The sequence below is a fragment of the Enterobacter sp. MGH119 genome (genome assembly GCF_001037675.1).
GTDB classification, from domain to species: Bacteria; Pseudomonadota; Gammaproteobacteria; order Enterobacterales; family Enterobacteriaceae; genus Enterobacter; species Enterobacter hormaechei_C.
Window position 1 is genome coordinate 160,963 of record NZ_KQ089932.1, and the last position, 19,108, is coordinate 180,070.

General features: G+C 57.2%; 14 protein-coding genes and 1 pseudogene. 9 read left to right on the forward strand and 6 right to left on the reverse strand.

What is annotated here, in order from left to right; genetic code table 11:
- Positions 1–97: 97 nt before the first annotated feature.
- Entirely contained in the window at positions 98–1,489 is a 1,392-nt protein-coding gene (xanP, locus tag SK53_RS17700; protein WP_003860925.1) for a xanthine/proton symporter XanP, read from the reverse strand.
- Positions 1,490–1,714: 225 nt separating this feature from the next.
- On the opposite strand from xanP, the gene gltS reads away from it, so the two are divergent.
- Positions 1,715–2,917 (forward strand): sodium/glutamate symporter, encoded by a 1,203-nt coding sequence (gltS, locus tag SK53_RS17705; protein ID WP_006812438.1) that lies wholly within the window; start codon positions 1,715–1,717, stop codon positions 2,915–2,917.
- A gap of 3 nt (positions 2,918–2,920) precedes the next feature.
- Here the strand turns inward: gltS and recG are convergent, their stop codons facing one another.
- Genes recG through gmk form a run of 5 tightly spaced genes read right to left on the reverse strand, consistent with a single transcriptional unit; the run spans position 2,921 to position 8,787 of the window.
- Complete coding sequence (gene recG, locus SK53_RS17710; protein ID WP_015570052.1) at positions 2,921–5,002, reverse strand: ATP-dependent DNA helicase RecG; 2,082 nt, start codon at positions 5,000–5,002, stop codon at positions 2,921–2,923.
- Positions 5,003–5,005: 3 nt separating this feature from the next.
- Positions 5,006–5,695: a tRNA (guanosine(18)-2'-O)-methyltransferase TrmH gene (gene trmH, locus SK53_RS17715; RefSeq protein ID WP_048209850.1), complete on the reverse strand. Its 690-nt coding sequence runs from the start codon at positions 5,693–5,695 to the stop codon at positions 5,006–5,008.
- Between the two features lie 4 nt (positions 5,696–5,699).
- On the reverse strand, positions 5,700–7,814 hold the full coding sequence (gene spoT, locus SK53_RS17720) for a bifunctional GTP diphosphokinase/guanosine-3',5'-bis pyrophosphate 3'-pyrophosphohydrolase (protein ID WP_003860921.1): 2,115 nt from the start codon (positions 7,812–7,814) through the stop codon (positions 5,700–5,702).
- A gap of 19 nt (positions 7,815–7,833) precedes the next feature.
- Complete coding sequence (rpoZ, locus tag SK53_RS17725; RefSeq protein ID WP_000135058.1) at positions 7,834–8,109, reverse strand: DNA-directed RNA polymerase subunit omega; 276 nt, start codon at positions 8,107–8,109, stop codon at positions 7,834–7,836.
- Positions 8,110–8,163: 54 nt separating this feature from the next.
- Positions 8,164–8,787 carry a guanylate kinase gene (gene gmk / locus SK53_RS17730; protein WP_006177710.1) on the reverse strand — a complete coding sequence of 208 codons (624 nt, stop codon included), beginning with the start codon at positions 8,785–8,787 and terminating at the stop codon, positions 8,164–8,166.
- Between the two features lie 250 nt (positions 8,788–9,037).
- Here gmk and ligB point away from each other — a divergent pair.
- From ligB to etk, 8 genes and pseudogenes are all read left to right on the forward strand, one after another.
- Positions 9,038–10,708, forward strand: a pseudogene (gene ligB, locus SK53_RS17735) (NAD-dependent DNA ligase LigB).
- A gap of 708 nt (positions 10,709–11,416) precedes the next feature.
- Complete coding sequence (locus SK53_RS17740) at positions 11,417–11,713, forward strand: hypothetical protein (protein ID WP_022650140.1); 297 nt, start codon at positions 11,417–11,419, stop codon at positions 11,711–11,713.
- A 115-nt stretch (positions 11,714–11,828) separates the two neighbouring features.
- A complete protein-coding gene (locus tag SK53_RS17745; RefSeq protein WP_022650141.1) occupies positions 11,829–12,473 on the forward strand; it encodes a YjbF family lipoprotein in 645 nt (214 codons plus the stop codon).
- Positions 12,470–13,207, forward strand: a complete 738-nt coding sequence (locus tag SK53_RS17750; RefSeq protein ID WP_023323967.1) for a capsule biosynthesis GfcC family protein — start codon at positions 12,470–12,472, stop codon at positions 13,205–13,207. Before SK53_RS17745 ends, SK53_RS17750 begins: the two co-directional genes overlap by 4 nt.
- On the forward strand, positions 13,207–15,300 hold the full coding sequence (locus SK53_RS17755; protein ID WP_072163320.1) for a YjbH domain-containing protein: 2,094 nt from the start codon (positions 13,207–13,209) through the stop codon (positions 15,298–15,300). Before SK53_RS17750 ends, SK53_RS17755 begins: the two co-directional genes overlap by 1 nt.
- A gap of 43 nt (positions 15,301–15,343) precedes the next feature.
- Positions 15,344–16,477: a polysaccharide export protein gene (locus SK53_RS17760; RefSeq protein ID WP_003860914.1), complete on the forward strand. Its 1,134-nt coding sequence runs from the start codon at positions 15,344–15,346 to the stop codon at positions 16,475–16,477.
- Positions 16,465–16,908 (forward strand): arsenate reductase/protein-tyrosine-phosphatase family protein, encoded by a 444-nt coding sequence (locus SK53_RS17765; RefSeq protein WP_003860912.1) that lies wholly within the window; start codon positions 16,465–16,467, stop codon positions 16,906–16,908. The genes SK53_RS17760 and SK53_RS17765 overlap by 13 nt, the downstream gene beginning before the upstream one ends.
- A gap of 22 nt (positions 16,909–16,930) precedes the next feature.
- A complete protein-coding gene (gene etk / locus SK53_RS17770) occupies positions 16,931–19,108 on the forward strand; it encodes a tyrosine-protein kinase (protein ID WP_045332964.1) in 2,178 nt (725 codons plus the stop codon).

Consider the following 19,108-nt stretch of genomic DNA (forward strand, 5'->3'; position numbering starts at 1 on the left):
CACATAAGGGTGTTATGCACGATTTATGCGCAATGCTCAAGGCGGGAATGGTGTAAAGAGATGTCACGGCAGGCATTGACAGCCTGCCGTGTGGGGATCAGTTCTTTTCAGGCGGGAAAATGAGATTCAGCACGATAGCGGTAATACCGCCCGCGGCGATGCCGGAAGAGAGCAGGTTTTTCACCCAGTCCGGGGCAAACTGCAAAATCATCGGCTGCTGGGAGACGCCAAGCCCTACGGCGAGAGACAGCGCAATAATCATGATTGCGCGGCGGTTCAGCGGCTCGCGGGAGACGATACGCACGCCGGAGGCCGCGATGGTACCGAACATGACCAGCGTCGCGCCGCCCAGCACCGGCTCGGGAATGTGCTGTACAAATCCGCTTACCGCCGGGAACAGGCCGAGGACCACCAGCATCAGCGCCACCACGAAGCCCACGTAGCGGCTGGCCACGCCGGTCAGCTGGATCACGCCGTTGTTCTGGCCGAAGCAGGAGTTCGGGAAGGTGTTGAACACCGCCGAGACAAACGAGTTCAGTCCGTTCGCCAGCACGCCGCCTTTAAGACGTTTCATGTACAGCGGGCCGGAGACCGGCTGCTCGGACACGTCGGAGGTGGCGGTGATATCGCCAATGGTTTCCAGCGAGGTAATCATAAAGACCAGCATCAGCGGCAGGAGCAGACTCCAGTCAATGCCCAGGCCATAGTAGAGCGGCGTTGGCACGGTAATCAACGCGCTGTTGGTTGGGGTGGTGTTCTCCGGGAGCATACCCAGCGCCCACGCCAGCAGGTAACCGGCCGCCATGGCGATCACCAGCGATGCCACGCGCAGGTACGGGTTACGCTGACGGTTAAGCAGAATAATGATCGCCAGCACCACGCCTGCCAGCAGCAGGTTTTTCGGCGCGCCGAAGGTATGGTCGCTCATTGCCGCGTAGCCGCCCCCGATGGAGGTCAGACCCACCTGAATCAGCGACAGGCCGATAATCATCACCACCACGCCGGAGACCAGCGGGGTAATCACCCGGCGCGCCAGGTGCAGAACGCGGGAGATGAACATCTCTGTGCAGCTTGCCAGCATCAGGGTGCCGAAAAGCGCCGCCATCATCGTCGGGACATCTGCGCCGCCGGTTTTCAGTGCCGTACCGCCCATGATCAGCGGAGCCACAAAGTTAAAGCTGGTGCCCTGAATCGACAGCAAACCTGAACCCACCGGACCCCAGGCTTTAATTTGAATGATGGAGGCCACGCCGGAAGCGAACAGAGACATACTGATGATGTGTTGCGTATCCTGCGCCGGTAACCCTAGCGCCTGGCAAATCAGCAGAGCCGGCGTAATGACCGCAACGAACATCGCCAGCAGGTGCTGGCAGGCGGCAAACAGGGTTTGTGGCAGCGGGGGACGATCTTCAAGGCGGTAAATCAGTTCGCTGTTTTGCTTCTGCGCAATCGGTTGCGCATCAGCAGACTCCAGAGTGTTAACAGACATCGGCGGCAATCCCACGGTGGAAAAGCGGGCATTTTAGCTGACCACCTGGTAAAAGCAAACGATTGCCAGCAAAAAAAAGAGAGAAAATCTGCCGGTGTGAGCAGCTTTTCTACAACGAACAGGAAAAAAAAATTACACTTTTCGCGCCGGCGGCTCATGACGAGCATCACCCGGCCCAGGATAACGCCGCGTGTGTATGGAATACGCGCATAACAGGAGCCTTTTATGATTCATCTCGATACGTTGTCGACCCTTGTTGCCGCAACGCTGGTTCTTCTGCTTGGTCGCAAGCTGGTACACAGTGTTTCCTTTCTGAAAAAGTACACCATTCCTGAACCCGTCGCCGGTGGTTTGCTGGTGGCGCTGGCCCTGCTGGTACTGAAAAAAAGCATGGGCTGGGAAATCGATTTTGATATGTCCCTGAAAGATCCGTTGATGCTGGCCTTCTTTGCCACTATCGGCCTGAACGCTAACCTCGCAAGCCTGCGTTCGGGTGGCAAGGTGCTGGGCGTGTTTCTGATTGTTGTGGTGGGCCTGCTTCTGATGCAAAACGCCATCGGCATCGGTATGGCGTCATTGCTGGGGCTGGATCCGCTGATGGGTCTGTTGGCGGGGTCGATTACCCTGTCAGGTGGCCACGGAACTGGCGCGGCGTGGAGCAAGCTGTTCATCGAACGCTATGGCTTTGAAAACGCAACGGAAGTGGCGATGGCCTGCGCGACCTTTGGCCTGGTGCTTGGCGGGCTGATTGGCGGCCCGGTGGCGCGCTATCTGGTGAAACACTCCACCACGCCGGAAGGCAGGCCAGACGATGAAATGGTGCCGACCGCGTTTGAAAAACCGGACGTTGGCCGCAGCATCACCTCGCTGGTGATGATTGAAACCATCGCCATGATTGCTATCTGCCTCACCGTGGGCAAAATCGTTGCGCAATGGCTGGCGGGAACGGCTTTCGAACTGCCAACCTTTGTCTGCGTGCTGTTTATCGGGGTGATCCTGAGCAACGGTCTGGCGCAGATGGGCTTCTACCGCGTCTTTGAGCGCGCAGTGTCCGTGCTGGGGAACGTCAGCCTGTCGCTGTTCCTGGCGATGGCGCTGATGAGCCTCAAGCTGTGGGAACTGGCCTCGCTGGCGCTGCCGATGGTGGCGATCCTGGCGGTACAGGCCGTGTTTATGGCGCTGTATGCCATCTTTGTTACCTGGCGCATGATGGGCAAAAACTATGATGCGGCGGTACTGGCAGCGGGTCACTGTGGGTTTGGACTGGGGGCAACGCCAACGGCCATCGCAAACATGCAGGCGATCACTGAACGGTTCGGTCCGTCGCACATGGCGTTTCTGGTGGTGCCGATGGTGGGGGCATTCTTCATTGATATCGTCAACGCGCTGGTCATTAAGCTCTACCTGATGCTGCCGATGTTTGGCTGATCGTCAGGCGTTGGAATACCGCTCGGTTTCCGGCATCCAGCGTTCAATTAACGCTGCCGCCTGTTCGGGGTAGCGTTCATGAATATGACGCGCAAGGCGTTGTACTTCGGGGATCATGGCCTGATCGCGCAACAAATCCGCCACTTTAAATTCGGCGTTACCCGTCTGACGCGTGCCCAGCAGTTCACCCGGGCCGCGGATCTCCAGATCTTTTTGCGCAATGACGAAGCCGTCATTGCTGTCGCGTAATACCTGCAAACGCATCTGCGCGGTTTTCGACAGCGGGGCTTTGTAGAGCAGCACGCAGTGAGAGGCGATCGCGCCACGGCCCACGCGGCCTCGTAGCTGGTGGAGCTGCGCCAGGCCCAGGCGCTCCGGGTTCTCAATAATCATCAGGCTGGAGTTCGGCACGTCCACGCCCACTTCGATAACCGTGGTCGCAACGAGTAAATGCAGTTCACCCTGTTTGAACGACTGCATCACCGCCTGCTTTTCGGCAGGCTTCATGCGCCCGTGAACCAGACCGACGTTCAGCTCCGGCAGGGCGAGCTTTAACTCTTCCCATGTGGCTTCGGCAGCCTGCGCTTCCAGCAGCTCAGACTCTTCAATCAGGGTACAGACCCAGTAAGCCTGACGTCCTTCGTGGGTGCAGGCGTTGCGCACGCGGTCAATGATGTCGCTGCGGCGCGTGTCCGGAATGGCGACCGTTGTCACCGGCGTACGACCCGGGGGGAGTTCGTCGATGGTGGAGGTATCCAGATCGGCATAGGCCGTCATCGCCAGGGTGCGCGGAATCGGCGTGGCGGTCATGATCAGCTGATGCGGGTGGAAGCCCTGTTGCAGACCTTTCTCCCACAGCGCCAGACGCTGATGAACACCAAAGCGGTGCTGTTCGTCGATAATCACCAGCGCCAGGCCGTTAAACTGCACCTGTTCCTGGAAAATGGCGTGCGTGCCGACAATCATCTGCACCTGCCCGCTGGCTATCGCCTCCTGCTGCGCAAGGCGCGCTTTGCCCTTCTGCTTCCCGGCCAGCCAGCCCACTTCAATTCCCAGCGGGGCAAACCAGTTACGGAAATTGTTGGCGTGCTGCTCGGCCAGCAGTTCCGTCGGTGCCATCAGCGCCACCTGCTTGCCGTGGGCGATAGCGCGCAAAGCGGCCAGCGCGGCGACCAGCGTTTTACCGGAACCCACATCGCCCTGCACCAGGCGCATCATCGGCACATCCAGCGCCATATCGCGTTCGATCTCGGCGGTCACCCGCGCCTGGGCGCCGGTGGGTTTAAACGGCAGTGAGGCCAGCAGCTTATCTTTGAGCTCATCACGCTGGCTTAATGGCTGCGCGTGGAAACGCTGCGCACCTGCGCGCAGGGCCAGCATGCTCAGGTTGTGAGCCAGTAATTCCTCAAGGATAAGACGCCGTTGGGCGGGGTGTTTACCGCTCTCTAAATCAACAAGCTGAAGCGTTGGCGGTGGGCGGTGCAGGGTGCGCAACGCCTCTGGCAGGCTCATCATGCCCTGCGCCAGCTCCGGCGGCAGCAGCTCGTTAATGGCGCAGGTATCGAGCAGCTCCAGCGCCTGGTCGGTGAGCTTGCGCAGCGTAGCCTGCTTAATGCCTTCAGTGGTTGGATAGACCGGCGTGAGCGTCTCCTGTAGCTCAGGTGAGCTGAGATCGCCCTGCACGCGGTATTCCGGGTGGATCATCTCCGCGCCGTATTTGCCCCGTTTGGCTTCACCGTACGCAAGTACGCGTCGTCCAGTGGCAAGGCTGTTTTTCATTGCCGCATTGAAGTTGAAAAAGCGCATGGTAAGAATACCGGTGCCGTCGCTGATCTGGCAGGTCATCATCCTGCGTCCGCCAAAGGTGATGTTGCAGTTCAGCACTTCCCCTTCAACGGTGGCGTAAATAGCGGGCAGCAGATCGCCAATTTTATAAAGCTGAGTACGGTCTTCGTAACGCAGGGGGAGGTGGAGCAGGAGATCCTGCACGGTGTGCAGGCCAATCTTCGCCAGTTTACTGCTTTGTGCCGCGCCCACGCCCGTCAGGCTGTTGAGCGGTATAGCGTCCAGCAGGCGGCCTTTCATGATTTATCCCGCGTACTGCATGGTGGACCACCACTCGGCATCGGCTTCAATTTCGCCCTGCGCGTTGACGTGGGGGTAAGGCAATTTCTTCTGCTTCGCAACGCGAGCCAGCACCGGATAGCCACCTTCAAACAGCAGGCGCTGCTGCTCCTCTTCCGGCAGCAAGCTGTTGCTGCGCTCGTACATTCCGGCATTCTGACGCTGGCGCTGCGCTTCATACAGGATCAGCGCTGAGGCGACCGACACGTTGAGTGACTGGACCATGCCAATCATCGGAATGATGATGTCCCGATCGGCCAAATCCAGTGCTTCCTGCGTGATCCCCGTTTTCTCCTGGCCCATTAAAATACAGGTCGGACGGGTGTAGTCGATCTCACGGAAATCCACGGCTTTAGCAGAGAGGTTGGTTGCCAGAACCTGCATACCACGCCCTTTCAGGTGCGAGACCGCTTCACCAATAGTCTGGTGAGTTTTCACTGATACCCAGCTGTTGCTGCCTGCGGCGGTGGAGGCCATGGTACGCATACGTGCGCCAGGCCAGACGGCGTGGACTTCATGCACGCCGACGGCATCTGCGGTGCGGACGATAGCAGAGACGTTATGAGGTTTATGGACCTGCTCCATGCAGACCGTCAGATCAGGCTGACGCCTGGCGAGCATTTCGCAGATTCGCTCGTAACGTTTTGAATTCATAATGCTAGTTTCGGTTACGGGTGACTTTAATGACATCCGGCATCACGCGGATCTTGCGCATAATATTGGCCAGATGCACGCGGTCACGGGCGGTCAGGCGAATAAAGGCGCTGTAAACGCGGCCATCTTTTTCTTCCGTATTCAGGCTTTGAATGTTGGACGAGGCCGTGTTAATCGCTGCCGTCAGGTTCGCCAGTGCACCCTGGTGGTTGAACATATCCACCTTGATTTCAGTGATAAATTCCTGCGCCGTCTCTTTATCCCACTCGACCGCCATGAACTTCTCAGGCTCTTTCTGATAGCCACGGATGTTACGGCAGGATTCGTGGTGGATCACCAGCCCTTTACCCGGGCTGACGTGCGCAATAATCGGGTCGCCCGGGATAGGACGGCAGCATTTGGCGAAGGTGATGAGCACACCGTCAGCGCCTTTGATCGGCAGGTGACCATGATTTTGCGTGGTGGCAGGAACGGCTGTCGTTTCGCCTTGTTGCAGATTCTTCGCCACGACCACGCTCATGGCGTTGCCGAGACCAATCTCTGCCAGCAGGTCATCCAGCGAGGCGAGCTTCATACGCTCCAGCTCATGCTGAATGTTTTCTGGCGGGATCTCTGCCAGTTTGCGGCTGCCACCCAGCGCGTGATTGAGCAGACGACGCCCCAGGCTAACGGAGTCGTCGCGCTTAAGGTTTTTCAGCAGCTGGCGGATTTTTGCGCGCGCTTTTGAGCTCACGACAAAGTTCAGCCAGGCGGCGTTAGGACGTGCCCCCGGCGCGGTAATGATCTCCACCGTCTGTCCGCTGAAGAGCGGCTGCGACAGCGGATAAGGCTGCCTGTCGACGCGGGCACCTACGCAGGCGTGGCCGATATCGGTATGCACGGCGTAAGCGAAGTCGACCGGTGTCGCGCCCGCAGGCAGTTCGACAATGCGCCCTTCCGGCGTGAAAACGTAAATCTCATCCGGGAAGAGATCGGATTTAACGCTCTCGATAAATTCAAACGAGCTACCTGCGCTCTGTTGCAGCTCCAGCAGGCTCTGCATCCAGCGCTGGGCGCGGATTTGCGCGGTGGTGCTGCTTTCGCCGCCGTGCTCTTTGTAAGCCCAGTGCGCCGCGACACCCATCTCCGCCATCTGATCCATATCTTCGGTACGAATCTGCACCTCAACAGGGACACCGTGCGGGCCAATCATGGAGGTGTGCAAAGACTGATATCCGTTCGCTTTTGGAATGGCGATGTAATCTTTGACGCGCCCCGGACGCGGCTTGTACAGGCTGTGCATCTGCCCCAGCACGCGATAACAGGTGTCTGAGTCGTGGACGATGACGCGGAACGCGTAGATATCCATGATCGAGTGAAAACGCTGCTCTTTGAGCACCATTTTGCAGTAGATAGAGTACAAATGCTTTTCGCGACCGCTCACGCGGCACGGAATGCCCGCTTCCTGCAAACGCCCTTCGATTTCAGAGAGGATCTTTTGAATCATCTCTTTACGGTTACCGCGAGCGGCTTTCACCACCTCTTTAATCACGCGATAGCGGTTCGGGTACAACGCCTCAAAACCCAGCTCTTCCAGCTCGGTTTTAATGTGATGAATACCTAAACGGTGCGCCAGCGGACTGTAGATTTCGAGGGTTTCACGGGCGATGCGGCGACGTTTATCCGGGCGAAGTGAGCCCAGCGTGCGCATATTGTGGGTGCGGTCAGCGAGTTTGATGAGAATGACGCGGATATCCTGCACCATCGCCATGATCATCTTGCGGAAGTTTTCGGCCTGCGCCTCTTTCTTATCGCGGAATTTCAGCTTATCAAGCTTAGAGACCCCTTCCACCAGCTCGGCAACGCTTTTGCCAAACAGCTGTTCCATGTCCTGGTAGGTGGCAGGGGTATCTTCAATCACGTCATGCAGCAGGGCGGCCATCAGCGTTTCGTAGTCGAGTTTCATCTCGGCCAGAATACAGGCCACCGCTACCGGGTGCGTGATATAGGGTTCACCGCTTGAACGTGTCTGGCCCTCGTGAGCGTCACGTGCAACGAGATACGCCTGCTGAAGACGCTTAATCTGGTCTTCAGGCAGGTAGGTTTGAATCAGTTGATTCAGGCTTTCAAACAGATACAAGGGCGACCCGCAGGTTTAATTAACGACGACCTTCAGCAATAGCGGTAACAGCTTGTAATTCAGCGGCTTCCTGCTCTTGCTGCTCCTGGCGCTCACGCACGTCGAGGATCTGGTTGTTGATCAGACCTTCTTCGATTTCGCGAAGTGCAATAACGGTGGTTTTATCGTTTTCTTCCGGTACCAGCGGATCTTTACCGCCTACCTGCATCTGACGAGCGCGACGCGCGGCGACCAGCACCAGGTCAAAACGGTTACCAATTTTCTCTACAGCGTCCTGAACAGTTACGCGTGCCATACTTAAAATGCTCCACAGGTGAAGAAATGACTGGGCATGATACTGAAAGTGGGTTCAGTCTGCCAACAGTTTGGTGATTAATGCGTCATGTCGCTGCTTCTGGCGGCTCATACGCAGGCGTTCTGCGCGAAGGATAGTTTTGAGATCGCTCAGCGCGGCATCAAAATCATCATTCACAATAAGGTAATCATATTCCGCGTAATGGCTCATTTCTGCAACAGCCTGCGCCATACGCTTCGCGATAACTTCTTCGCTGTCCTGGCCGCGACCACGCAGGCGGCGATCCAGTTCATCTTTCGATGGCGGTAAAATAAAGATACTGCGCGAATCAGGCATTTTCTTACGAATTTGCTGCGCGCCCTGCCAGTCGATATCCAGGAACACGTTCACGCCGGTCGCCAGAACCTGCTCAATGGTTTCACGCGAAGTACCGTAGTAGTTACCGAATACTTCTGCGTGTTCAAGAAACGCGTCTCTGCCAATCATCGCTCTGAATTCGTCGTGATTTACAAAGAAATAATGTTCACCGTGCACTTCACCCGGACGCGGTGCTCGCGTGGTGTGAGAAACAGAAACCTGCGTATCGTACAACGGTTGGGTTTTTAACAGTGCCTGAATAAGGCTGGATTTACCCGCGCCACTAGGGGCAGAAACAATATAAAGCGTGCCTTGAGCCATGAGAGTCTTTTGTATGTGTTAACGAAGAAGTCCTACATACGGGCTTATTATACACGTCGCCGCTGTGTGACGTAGTCTTTGTCACACTTTTTCCCCCGGATGATTAAATTTTGCGTGCCGTTTTCAGCTTTTACCTTCCTTTTGCTGCAACAAAAACAATGCGCTGAAGCGCGCTCGTAAAATGCATTTTTGCAGCTGGTCTGCGGCTCCCGGGCAGGGTATACCCTTCGCAAAACAGGGAGGGGTAATAATGGTGAAATGGATAAGCATACTGATGATCTTCTTAAGCAGCGGGGCGATGGCTATCTGCCCGGTCTGGTCACCGGCTAAAGCCGGGCAGGAGATCGCGGCCCTGAAGGCGCAGCTGACCCGCTGGAATGAAGATTACTGGAAGCAGGGCAGCAGCGAGGTGAGCGACGACGTTTACGACAGGCTTAACGGCCGCTTAAAACAGTGGCAGCGCTGTTTTCACGATGAGCCGCTGCACGACGATCGCCCTGCCGCCAGCGGGACGGTGAAGCATCCCTTCGCCCATACCGGCGTGCATAAAGTAGAAAGCAAGCAGGCGCTTAGCCGCTGAATGGCGACGCAGCAGGATCTCTGGGTACAGCCAAAGGTGGATGGTGTTGCGGTCACCCTGGTCTACAAAAACGGCAAGCTGGCGCAGGCGATCAGCCGGGGCGACGGCTTACAGGGGGAAGAGTGGACGGCACAGGCGCGAATGATCCCCGCTATTCCGCAAACACTGGCCGGGCCGCTTGCCAACAGCGTGTTGCAGGGGGAACTTTTTCTGCTGCGCGAGGGGCATATCCAGCAGCGGATGGGGGGGATGAACGCGCGTGCGAAGGTAGCGGGGGCGATGATGCGCGCGACCGATCGCGCAGCGCTGAAGCAGACAGGCATTTTTATCTGGGCCTGGCCGAACGGCCCAAAAGTGATGAAAGCACGCCTTTCCGCGCTGGCGGAGGCTGGTTTTACCCTGACGGCGCGCTATACCCTGCCGGTTAAAAACGCGGCTGACGTGGAAGCGCAGCGGACGGCCTGGTTTAAGGCTTCGTTGCCCTTCGCCACGGATGGCATCGTGGTCCGCGCCTCGGCAGAGCCGCCGGGCGAGGAGTGGCTGCCGGGGGAAGGAAGTTGGGTCGTCGCATGGAAATACCTTCCTGTGGCCCAGGTGACGGAAGTCAAAGCGATTCACTTTACCGTTGGCCGTACCGGGCGGATCACCGCGATTGCGCAGCTTGAGCCGCTGATGCTCGACGATAAACGCGTACAGCGCGTCAGCTTAGGGTCAGTTAACCGCTGGCAGAGGCTGGATATTGCCCCCGGCGATCAGGTGCTGGTAAGCCTGGCGGGACAAGGTATTCCCCGGCTGGATAACGTGGTGTGGCGCAATGTGGATCGCCGTAAACCACAGCCGCCCTCATCGCGCTATAACGGCTTAACCTGTTTCTATGCCTCCCCGGAGTGCATGGAGCAATTTTTTGCCCGGCTGACGTGGCTAAGTTCCAGGCAGGCGTTAGATATCGAAGGTATGGGCGAATCAGGATGGCGGACCCTCTATCAGGGGCATCGGTTTGAGCACCTCTTCTCCTGGCTACAGCTCACGCAGACGCAGCTCACCGCGACGCCGGGGATATCGGCATCGCATGGCGCTGCGCTGTGGCATCAGTTTAACCTGGCGCGGGAGCGTCCTTTTATCCGCTGGATCACCGCGATGGGAATACCACTGGCCCGGTCGACGATCAAGGCGGCAGGGGATCGCACCTGGCAGGCGCTGATTCAGCGAAGCGAAGCGGAGTGGCGGATGCTACCGGGTGTCGGGCAGGAGAAAGCCCGCCAGATCGTAAACTGGCTGCATCAGCCTCAGATTGATGCCCTGGCAAAGTGGCTGGCCGCAGAGCACATCGGTGGATTTTAATCTGCGTGCGCTCCTGAACAGACTGGCGAGGGAGGAAAACATTTTCGCTGCCGTGAAATAGCGTATTTATGAGACGCGGTTTATATACGCAATAATTATGAATATAAATGAATTATTCATGATAAATATATTTTGAGGAAATATTATTCCCGATCCTGATTTCAGGGTTTGCTCTGCTTGTGTTTTTATTTTTCTCGAGAGGTTGGTTTAATTGATCTCAATCATTATTAATCGAGAACACTAGTCGGTAATGAAGGCGTTATAGGTGATGTAGTCTGTGTGCTTGACGTGGTTTTTCTTTTAATATCAGTTGGTTAAATTTTTAATTAATAATATTTTGAGTTTTTTCTGGTTAACAATTGGTCATATTTATTCTGCCGGAAATCATTGCGTCAAATTATTATAAGAATTATCTTATCCAAAATTTTTAAGGTAGTTACCGCTGGGGTGCATTTTGCATCACTTCTGCGTTTTCCTTTCTTTTTGCACCCCGTGAGGGAGTTAACTATCTGAACTCCAATTGAAGCAATTAAGGGTACCGAAATATATCCTGGCGGTTTATATGCGCTGGTGTTCAGAGCCCAGGGCTTTTACATGGATGATTTTCCGTCCCTGTCGGGCCGGAATTCAGCCCCGGGCTTTATGCCCGTTAACCGGGACCTGGTTTCCAGGTGCTCATATTTTCCTTCATTTGAATGAGGACCAAAAATGAAAAGGACGCTTTGTACAGTGCTGACGGCACTCACGCTGGCGACTGCCTTGCCTGCTATAGGCGCTACCACCGAAGCAGGTAGCACCAGCGCAGCAACAACCGGAACAACAACCGGAGCAACGGTGGGAACTACCGCTGGCACTACGGGGGGACTGGCGGCAGGGGCGATTGGGACAACCGCTGTTGTCACCACCGCTGCGATTGCCGGCGTAGCGACGTTAGCCGTTGTCGCGGCAAGCGACAGTGGCGATGACTCAAGCAATGGTACTTCCACGACGACAGTTACCCGCTAAGGCTGGTGCGCAAGGCGATATAGCCTTGCGCTGAACAGCGCAACGACTTGACCCGGCGTCGATATCAAAGCCGGGTATTTAATTGATTTCAATGTTATTTAATCAAGGATTTCTGGTGAGACTGTTTATTCTGCTCATCATGACTCTGCTGATCCAGGGGTGTACGCCGAGCCAGCAGAGCATTATTGAGACCTTTAACGCCAGCCTGGACGGGCGCCAGGATGTGACGGTAACGGACGGGCAGATTCAGGCGCTCCCATACTCAACCATGTACCTGCGACTGGATAATGGCCCGAGGATCCTGGTGGTTCTCGGATACATCGAACAGGGAAACAGTAAATGGTTATCGCAGGATAATGCGATGATCGTCACGCATAACGGTCGCCTTATCCACACGCTCAAGCTTCCTTATAACCTGCTTGAGGTAACCAATCTTGAGCACGATCCGCTGCGCCACACGCCGCAGCTCCGCGACGGCAGCCAGTGGTCGCGTGATGTGCGCTGGCAGGAAGAGGGGCGGTATCGCTCCGCACACCTGACCTCGCGCTTCTCCCTGAGCGGGACGGAAAACCTGACCCTTGCCGGAAACACGCTACGTTGTCAGGTCTGGCAGGAGGCGGTGCAGGCCGACGGCCTCGATCGTCGCTGGCATAACACCTTCTGGATTGATTCCGCTACCGGCCAGGTACGCCAGAGCGAACAGATGCTCGGCGCGGGCGTATTCCCTGTCGCCATGACGATGTTGAAGCCCGCCCCATGAACAGACTCAGAAAATGGTTACCTGGCGTAGGGCTATCTCTCTTCAGCCTGTCCGCCCTATGCGCAAGCGTCGTTACCGTGCATCAGCCGGGCAAAACGTGGTCTGCTGAACCGGCTGATACGCTCTCCCGGCTGGTCACCCAGCCGCAGCTGAACAACGTCTGGTGGCAGGGGGCTGTCATCGCAACCCCTTCCGCCACGCTGCGCGCGCAACAGACGCAACAGCAGGTGCTGGCGTCGCTTTCAGCCTGGCAGAATCGCGCCGATGACGAGCGGATCGCGACCATTCGCGCTGTCGCTGCACAGATCCGCTCCCTGCGGATCGTCGGGCGGCAGTTTGTCAGCCTCGACCCAGATGCCGTGCGTACCGACGCCCGCGGCGATCGCTCCCTTGAGGGCCGTTACGATCTGTGGCTCTCTCCTGCGCCCCGTACCGTCACGCTGATGGGGGCGGTCGTCACGCCGGGGAAACGGGCCTGGCGACCGGGCGCAAGCATCCGGGACTACTTACAGGGGCAGTTGCGGCTGGCCGGCGCCGACAGGAATAACGTAACCGTTATCGATCCTGACGGCAGTACGGTTGTTGCGCCGGTGGCGTACTGGAACGCACGCCATATTGAAGCAGAGCCGGGCGCTGTTCTGTGGGTGGGGTTTGATCCCCGGGCGGTACCGGACGATTTTACCGGTCTGAATGAGCAAATCGTTGCGCTCCTGACGCGGCGGATACCTGACTGATGAACAAACTTTTTTTACTGAGCGGCCTTGCTCTGGCGATCTCTTCTGCCTGCCACGCGGAGCTGCGTACCTGGCCCGATCCGACCGGACCGTCACAGTCCGATTTTGGCGGCACCGGCCTGATGCAAATGCCCGACGCGCGCTTTGGCCGGGAAGGGGAATTCAGCGTCAACTACCGCGATAACAACCAGTACCGTTTTTACTCCTCTTCGGTCGTGCTCTTCCCGTGGCTGGAAGGGACAATTCGCTATACCGACGTCCGCACCCGTAAATACAGCAGCGACGAGGATTTCAGCGGCGATCAAAGCTACAAGGATAAGTCGTTCGACTTTAAAGTTCGTCTGTGGGAAGAGGACTATAGCCTGCCGCAGGTGGCGCTCGGCAAGCGTGATATTGCAGGCACCGGCCTGTTCGATGGTGAATATCTGGTTGCCAGTAAAATGGCCGGACCGGTCGATTTTACCTTTGGAATAGCCTGGGGATATCCCGGTAATAGCGACAACGTGGGTAACCCGCTTTGCCATGACAACAATAAGTATTGCACCCGCGGCGAGTCGCATGATGCCGGAGATATCAGCTTTAGCGATATGTTTCGTGGTCCGGCGTCTCTGTTTGGCGGCCTCCAGTATCAGACGCCCTGGCAGCCCCTGCGCCTGAAGCTTGAGTATGACGGCAACAATTATGCCGATGATTTTGCCGGCTCCATTAAGCAGTCGAGCCATATTAACGTGGGGGCGGTCTATCGCGTTGCCGACTGGGCCGATCTCAACCTCAGCTACGAGCGCGGCAATACGCTGATGTTTGGCTTCACCCTGCGGACCAACTTTAACGACCTGCGCCCCGCGCTGCGTGATAACCCGAAACCGGCCTGGCAACCGGCACCGGCAGGCGAGACGCTGGACTATACCTCTGCGGCGAACCAGCTCACCGCGCTTAAGTACAACGCAGGCTTCGATGCGCCGGAGATCCTTCAGCACGGCAATACCTTATACATGACCGGCGAACAGTATCGCTATCGCGATCCGCGCGAAGCGGTGGATCGTGCCAACCGTATTCTGATCAATAACCTGCCCGACGGGGTCGACACGATCGCTATCACCCAGCAGCGTGATCATCTGCCGCTGGTCACGACGCAAACCGATGTCGCCAGCCTGCGCAAACAGTTGGCGGGGCAGCCGCTCGGCCAGGAGGAGGCGCTCAGGCAGCAGCGCGTCGAGCCTGTGGATACCACAGCATTCGGGCGTGGCTACCGTATTCGCGCCGATCGCTTCAGCTACAGCGTTAAACCGACGCTGGCGCAGTCGCTGGGCGGTCCGGAAGATTTCTATATGTTCCAGGTGGGGGTGATGGCCAGCGCCAGCTACTGGCTGACCGATCGTCTGCTGCTCGACGGCGGCGTGTTCGCCAACCTCTATAACAACTACGACAAGTTCAAATCCTCGCTACTTCCCGCTGACTCCAGCCTGCCGCGCGTCAGAACCCATATTCGCGATTATGTCAGCAATGACGTCTACATCAACAACTTACAAGCCAACTATGTCGATGCGCTGGGGAACGGCTTCTATGCCCAGATTTATGGCGGCTACCTCGAAACCATGTACGGCGGCGTGGGAGCAGAGGCGCTCTGGCGCCCGCTGGATAGCGACTGGGCGCTGGGCGTGGATGCGAATTACGTCAAGCAGCGCGACTGGGACGACATGATGCGCTTCACCGACTACAGCGTGCCAACCGGATTTATCACCGCCTACTGGAACCCGGCGAAGCTCAACAGTGTGCTAATGAAGCTGAGCGTCGGGCAGTACCTGGCGAAGGATAAAGGCGCCACCCTCGACGTCGCGAAGCGATTCGACAGCGGCGTGACGGTAGGCGTCTGGGCGGCGCTGACCAACGTCTCGAAAGAGGATTATGGCGAAGGTGGCTTTAGCAAAGGCTTCTACATCTCGATCCCGCTTGATCTGATGACGATCGGCCCAAATCGCAACCGGGCGGTAGTCTCGTGGACGCCTCTCACGCGTGATGGCGGCCAGATGTTAGGCCGTAAATATCAGCTCTATGACATGACGTCAGAACGCGAAACCCCGGTAGGGCAGTAGTACCGGATGAAACAGGCATTACTTAACCAGATGATTTTCCTGAATGAAAAACGTTAAATTTTCCGTGCTGGCGTTGGCTATGATGGCGTTAAGCGGTTGTACTATCGTACCGGGCCAGGGACTTAGCACCCAGGGCAAAGATATTATCGATCTGCCTGACAGCAATTACGATCTGAATAAGATGGTCAACGTCTATCCCCTCACGCCGGGGCTGGTGGAGCAGTTGCTGCCTGGCAAAGTCGACTCCCGCGCGAATCCTGAACTGGATCGCCAGCTTCAGAACTACCAATATTGCATCGGCGTCGGCGACGTGCTGATGGTTACCGTCTGGGACCACCCGGAGCTGACCACCCCCGCAGGTCAGTACCGCAGCGCCAGCGATACGGGCAACTGGGTGAATGCCGATGGCACGATCTTCTACCCCTATATCGGCAAAATCCGCGTCGTCGGCAAAACGCTGGCCCAGGTGCGCGATGAGATCGCCGCCCGGCTGGATTCGGTGATTGAGAGCCCGCAGGTGGATGTCAGCGTCGCGGCATTCCGCTCGCAAAAAGCCTACGTGACGGGCGAAGTGGCTAAGTCGGGCCAGCAGCCCATCACCAACATTCCGCTGACGATAATGGATGCGATCAATGCGGCTGGCGGCCTGACATCTGAGGCGGACTGGCGCCATGTGGTGCTGACCCACAACGGCCAGGACACGCACATTTCGCTCTACGCGCTGATGCAGCGCGGCGATCTCACCCAGAACAAACTCCTCTATCCGGGCGATATTCTCTTCATTCCCCGTAATGACGACCTGAAAGTGTTTGTCATGGGCGAGGTGGGTAAACAGAGCACCCTGAAGATGGACCGTAGCGGCATGACGCTGGCGGAAGCGCTGGGTAATGCACAGGGCGTGAATCAGGATATGGCCGACGCCACCGGAATCTTTGTGATTCGTCCGTTGCAGGGCAAGCAGAACGGCAAAATCGCCAACGTCTACCAGCTTAACGCCCGGGATGCCACCGCGATGGTGTTGAGCACCGAATTTCAGCTTGAGCCTTACGACATCGTCTATGTCACCACCGCGCCGCTGGTGCGCTGGAACCGCGTGATCTCTCAGCTTGTGCCGACCATTACCGGCGTACATGACCTGACTGAAACAGGGAGATATATCAGAACATGGCCAAACTAACGTTTAACGCCATCCTGGTGATCTGTACCGGCAATATCTGCCGCTCTCCCATTGGGGAACGGCTGCTGCGCCGGCTGCTTCCCGCTGCCCGGGTCGATTCAGCGGGAACGTGTGGCCTGGAAGGGCGCACCGCCGATTTACAGGCGACAGAGATCGCCGCCGAACGCGGCACTCTGCTTGAGGGCCACGTGGCGCGCAGGCTCACCCCCGCCATGGTGCGCGACTACGATCTGATTCTGGCGATGGAGCTGGAACATATCGAGCAGGTCACGGCTATCGCACCGGAGGCGCGCGGCAAAATGATGCTCTTTGGTCACTGGACGGGCAGAAAAGAGATCCCGGACCCCTACCGTAAAAACCGGGACGCATTTGAATATGTTTATGGGCTGCTGGAGCAGGCCAGTCTGGAATGGGCGAAACGGCTCAGTTAATCACACGGGATAGTTACGTTTTATGTCAACAAATAACCTTCACGCCCATGATGCGTCTGCCGCGAATAACGAGATCGATCTTGTGCGCCTGTTGGGTGAGCTGCTCGACCACCGAAAATTCATTCTCATCCTTACCGCGCTGTTCACGCTGGTGGCCCTGCTTTATGCGCTCTTTGCCACACCGGTTTATCAGGCCGATGCGCTGATACAGGTGGAACAGAAGCAGGGCAACGCGCTACTCAGTAACCTTAGCGAGTTCATCCCTGACTCCTCGCCGGAGTCGGCACCGGAGCTTCAGCTTCTCCAGTCGCGCATGATCCTCGGTAAAACGATTGATGACCTGAACCTGCGCACGCAGGTAAGTGAAAACTATTTTCCCCTTGTCGGACGCGGCTGGGCGCGGCTCACCGGGCAACAGCCTGGCATCGTCGATATCCGTATGCTCAATCTTCCCCCTGTTGCGGGCCGGGCGCAAAAGCTGACGCTGACCGTCGGCGAGAAGGGCCACTATCAGCTGGAAGGCGATAATGTGACGTTACAGGGCGTTGTGGGACAACCCCTGAGCGCGGCGAATATCGCCATTACCATTGCCGATATCCAGGCGAAGCCGGGTACGCAATTTACGATTACACAGCAGAGTGAGCTGGAGGCCATTGACGCGCTACAGCTGCGTTTTTCCGTGAGCGAGCGCAGCAAGGACAGCGGGATGCTTGGCCTGACCATCACGGGGGAAGACCCCGACGAGATGGCTCGCGTGCTTAACTGCATCGCCGACAACTATTTACAACAGAACGTGGCTCGCCAGGCGGCGCAGGATGCGAAAAGCCTGCAATTTTTGAAGCAGCAGCTTCCGCAGGTGCGCAGCGAGCTGGACCAGGCCGAGGAGAAGCTCAACCGCTATCGCCAGCAAAACGACTCCGTTGACCTGAACCTGGAGGCAAAAGCGGTGCTGGAGCAGATTGTGAATGCGGACAATCAGCTCAATGAACTGACCTTCCGGGAAGCGGAAATTTCGCAGCTCTACAAAAAAGATCACCCCACCTACCGGGCGCTGATTGAGAAACGCCAGACGCTGGAGCAGGAAAAAAACCGCCTGAATAAACGGGTATCGTCCATGCCGTCAACCCAGCAGGAGGTGTTGCGCCTGAGCCGTGATGTGGAGTCGGGACGCGTTATCTACCAGCAGCTGCTTAACCGCGAACAGGAGCTGAGCATCGCCCGGTCGAGCGCAATTGGTAACGTCCGCATTATCGATCCGGCCGTGACCCGGCCGCAGCCAGTCAAGCCGAAAAAAGCGCTGGTCGTCGTTCTGGGGGTTCTCCTGGGTCTGTTCGTCTCTGCGGGCTGGATCCTGGCGCGCAGTATGCTGCGTATGGGCATTGAAACGCCGGAGCAGCTGGAGGAGCACGGGATTAACGTCTATGCCACCGTACCGCTGTCAGAATGGCTGGCTAAAAAGATGCGTTTGCGTAAAAAAGACTTTATGTCCCCAGGGCTGCGCCATAAGACCAAACATATCCCCTTCCTGGCGGCGGATAATCCGGTCGATCTCTCCGTGGAGGCGATTCGCGGCCTGCGCACCAGCCTGCATTTCGCGATGATGGAGTCAGCGAACAATATACTGATGATCTCTGGCGCCACGCCTGACAGCGGTAAAACCTTTGTCAGCAGTACCCTGGCGGCCGTCGTGGCGCAGGCGGGCCAGAAAGTGCTCTATATTGATGCGGATATGCGTCGCGGGTATGCCCATGATCTGTTTAAGCTCGACAATACCTGCGGCTTGTCGGAGATGTTGTCCGGTAAGGCGGAGTATACCCAGGGCGTTCAGACCTTCGATAAAGGCGGGTTCGATACCATCGTGCGCGGGCAGATCCCTCCTAATCCGGCGGAGCTTCTGATGCATACGCGTTTCCAGCAGCTGCTGGACTGGGCGAATGAACGCTACGATCTGGTGATTATCGATACGCCACCGATCCTGGCGGTCACCGACGCGGCGGTTGTCGGCCGTCGCGCAGGCACCACGCTGCTGGTCGCCCGCTTCGGGATGAACAGCGTGAAGGAGATGCTGGTCTGTGTACAGCGTCTGGAGCAGAGTGGCGTCAATACCAAAGGGGTGATTCTCAACGGCGTCGTTAAGCGGGCAAGCAACGCTTACGGCTACGGCTATCATCACTACGGTTACAACTACTCGAGTAACTGA

Bases quoted from the DNA above. Each gene is read 5' to 3' on its own strand.
- xanP (WP_003860925.1), bottom strand. From the start codon at position 1,489: ATGTCTGTTAACACTCTGGAGTCTGCTGATGCGCAACCGATTGCGCAG.
- gltS (WP_006812438.1), top strand. From the start codon at position 1,715: ATGATTCATCTCGATACGTTGTCGACCCTTGTTGCCGCAACGCTGGTT.
- recG (WP_015570052.1), bottom strand. From the start codon at position 5,002: ATGAAAGGCCGCCTGCTGGACGCTATACCGCTCAACAGCCTGACGGGC.
- trmH (WP_048209850.1), bottom strand. From the start codon at position 5,695: ATGAATTCAAAACGTTACGAGCGAATCTGCGAAATGCTCGCCAGGCGT.
- rpoZ (WP_000135058.1), bottom strand. From the start codon at position 8,109: ATGGCACGCGTAACTGTTCAGGACGCTGTAGAGAAAATTGGTAACCGT.
- gmk (WP_006177710.1), bottom strand. From the start codon at position 8,787: ATGGCTCAAGGCACGCTTTATATTGTTTCTGCCCCTAGTGGCGCGGGT.
- SK53_RS17740 (WP_022650140.1), top strand. From the start codon at position 11,417: ATGAAAAGGACGCTTTGTACAGTGCTGACGGCACTCACGCTGGCGACT.
- SK53_RS17750 (WP_023323967.1), top strand. From the start codon at position 12,470: ATGAACAGACTCAGAAAATGGTTACCTGGCGTAGGGCTATCTCTCTTC.
- SK53_RS17755 (WP_072163320.1), top strand. From the start codon at position 13,207: ATGAACAAACTTTTTTTACTGAGCGGCCTTGCTCTGGCGATCTCTTCT.
- SK53_RS17760 (WP_003860914.1), top strand. From the start codon at position 15,344: ATGAAAAACGTTAAATTTTCCGTGCTGGCGTTGGCTATGATGGCGTTA.
- SK53_RS17765 (WP_003860912.1), top strand. From the start codon at position 16,465: ATGGCCAAACTAACGTTTAACGCCATCCTGGTGATCTGTACCGGCAAT.
- etk (WP_045332964.1), top strand. From the start codon at position 16,931: ATGTCAACAAATAACCTTCACGCCCATGATGCGTCTGCCGCGAATAAC.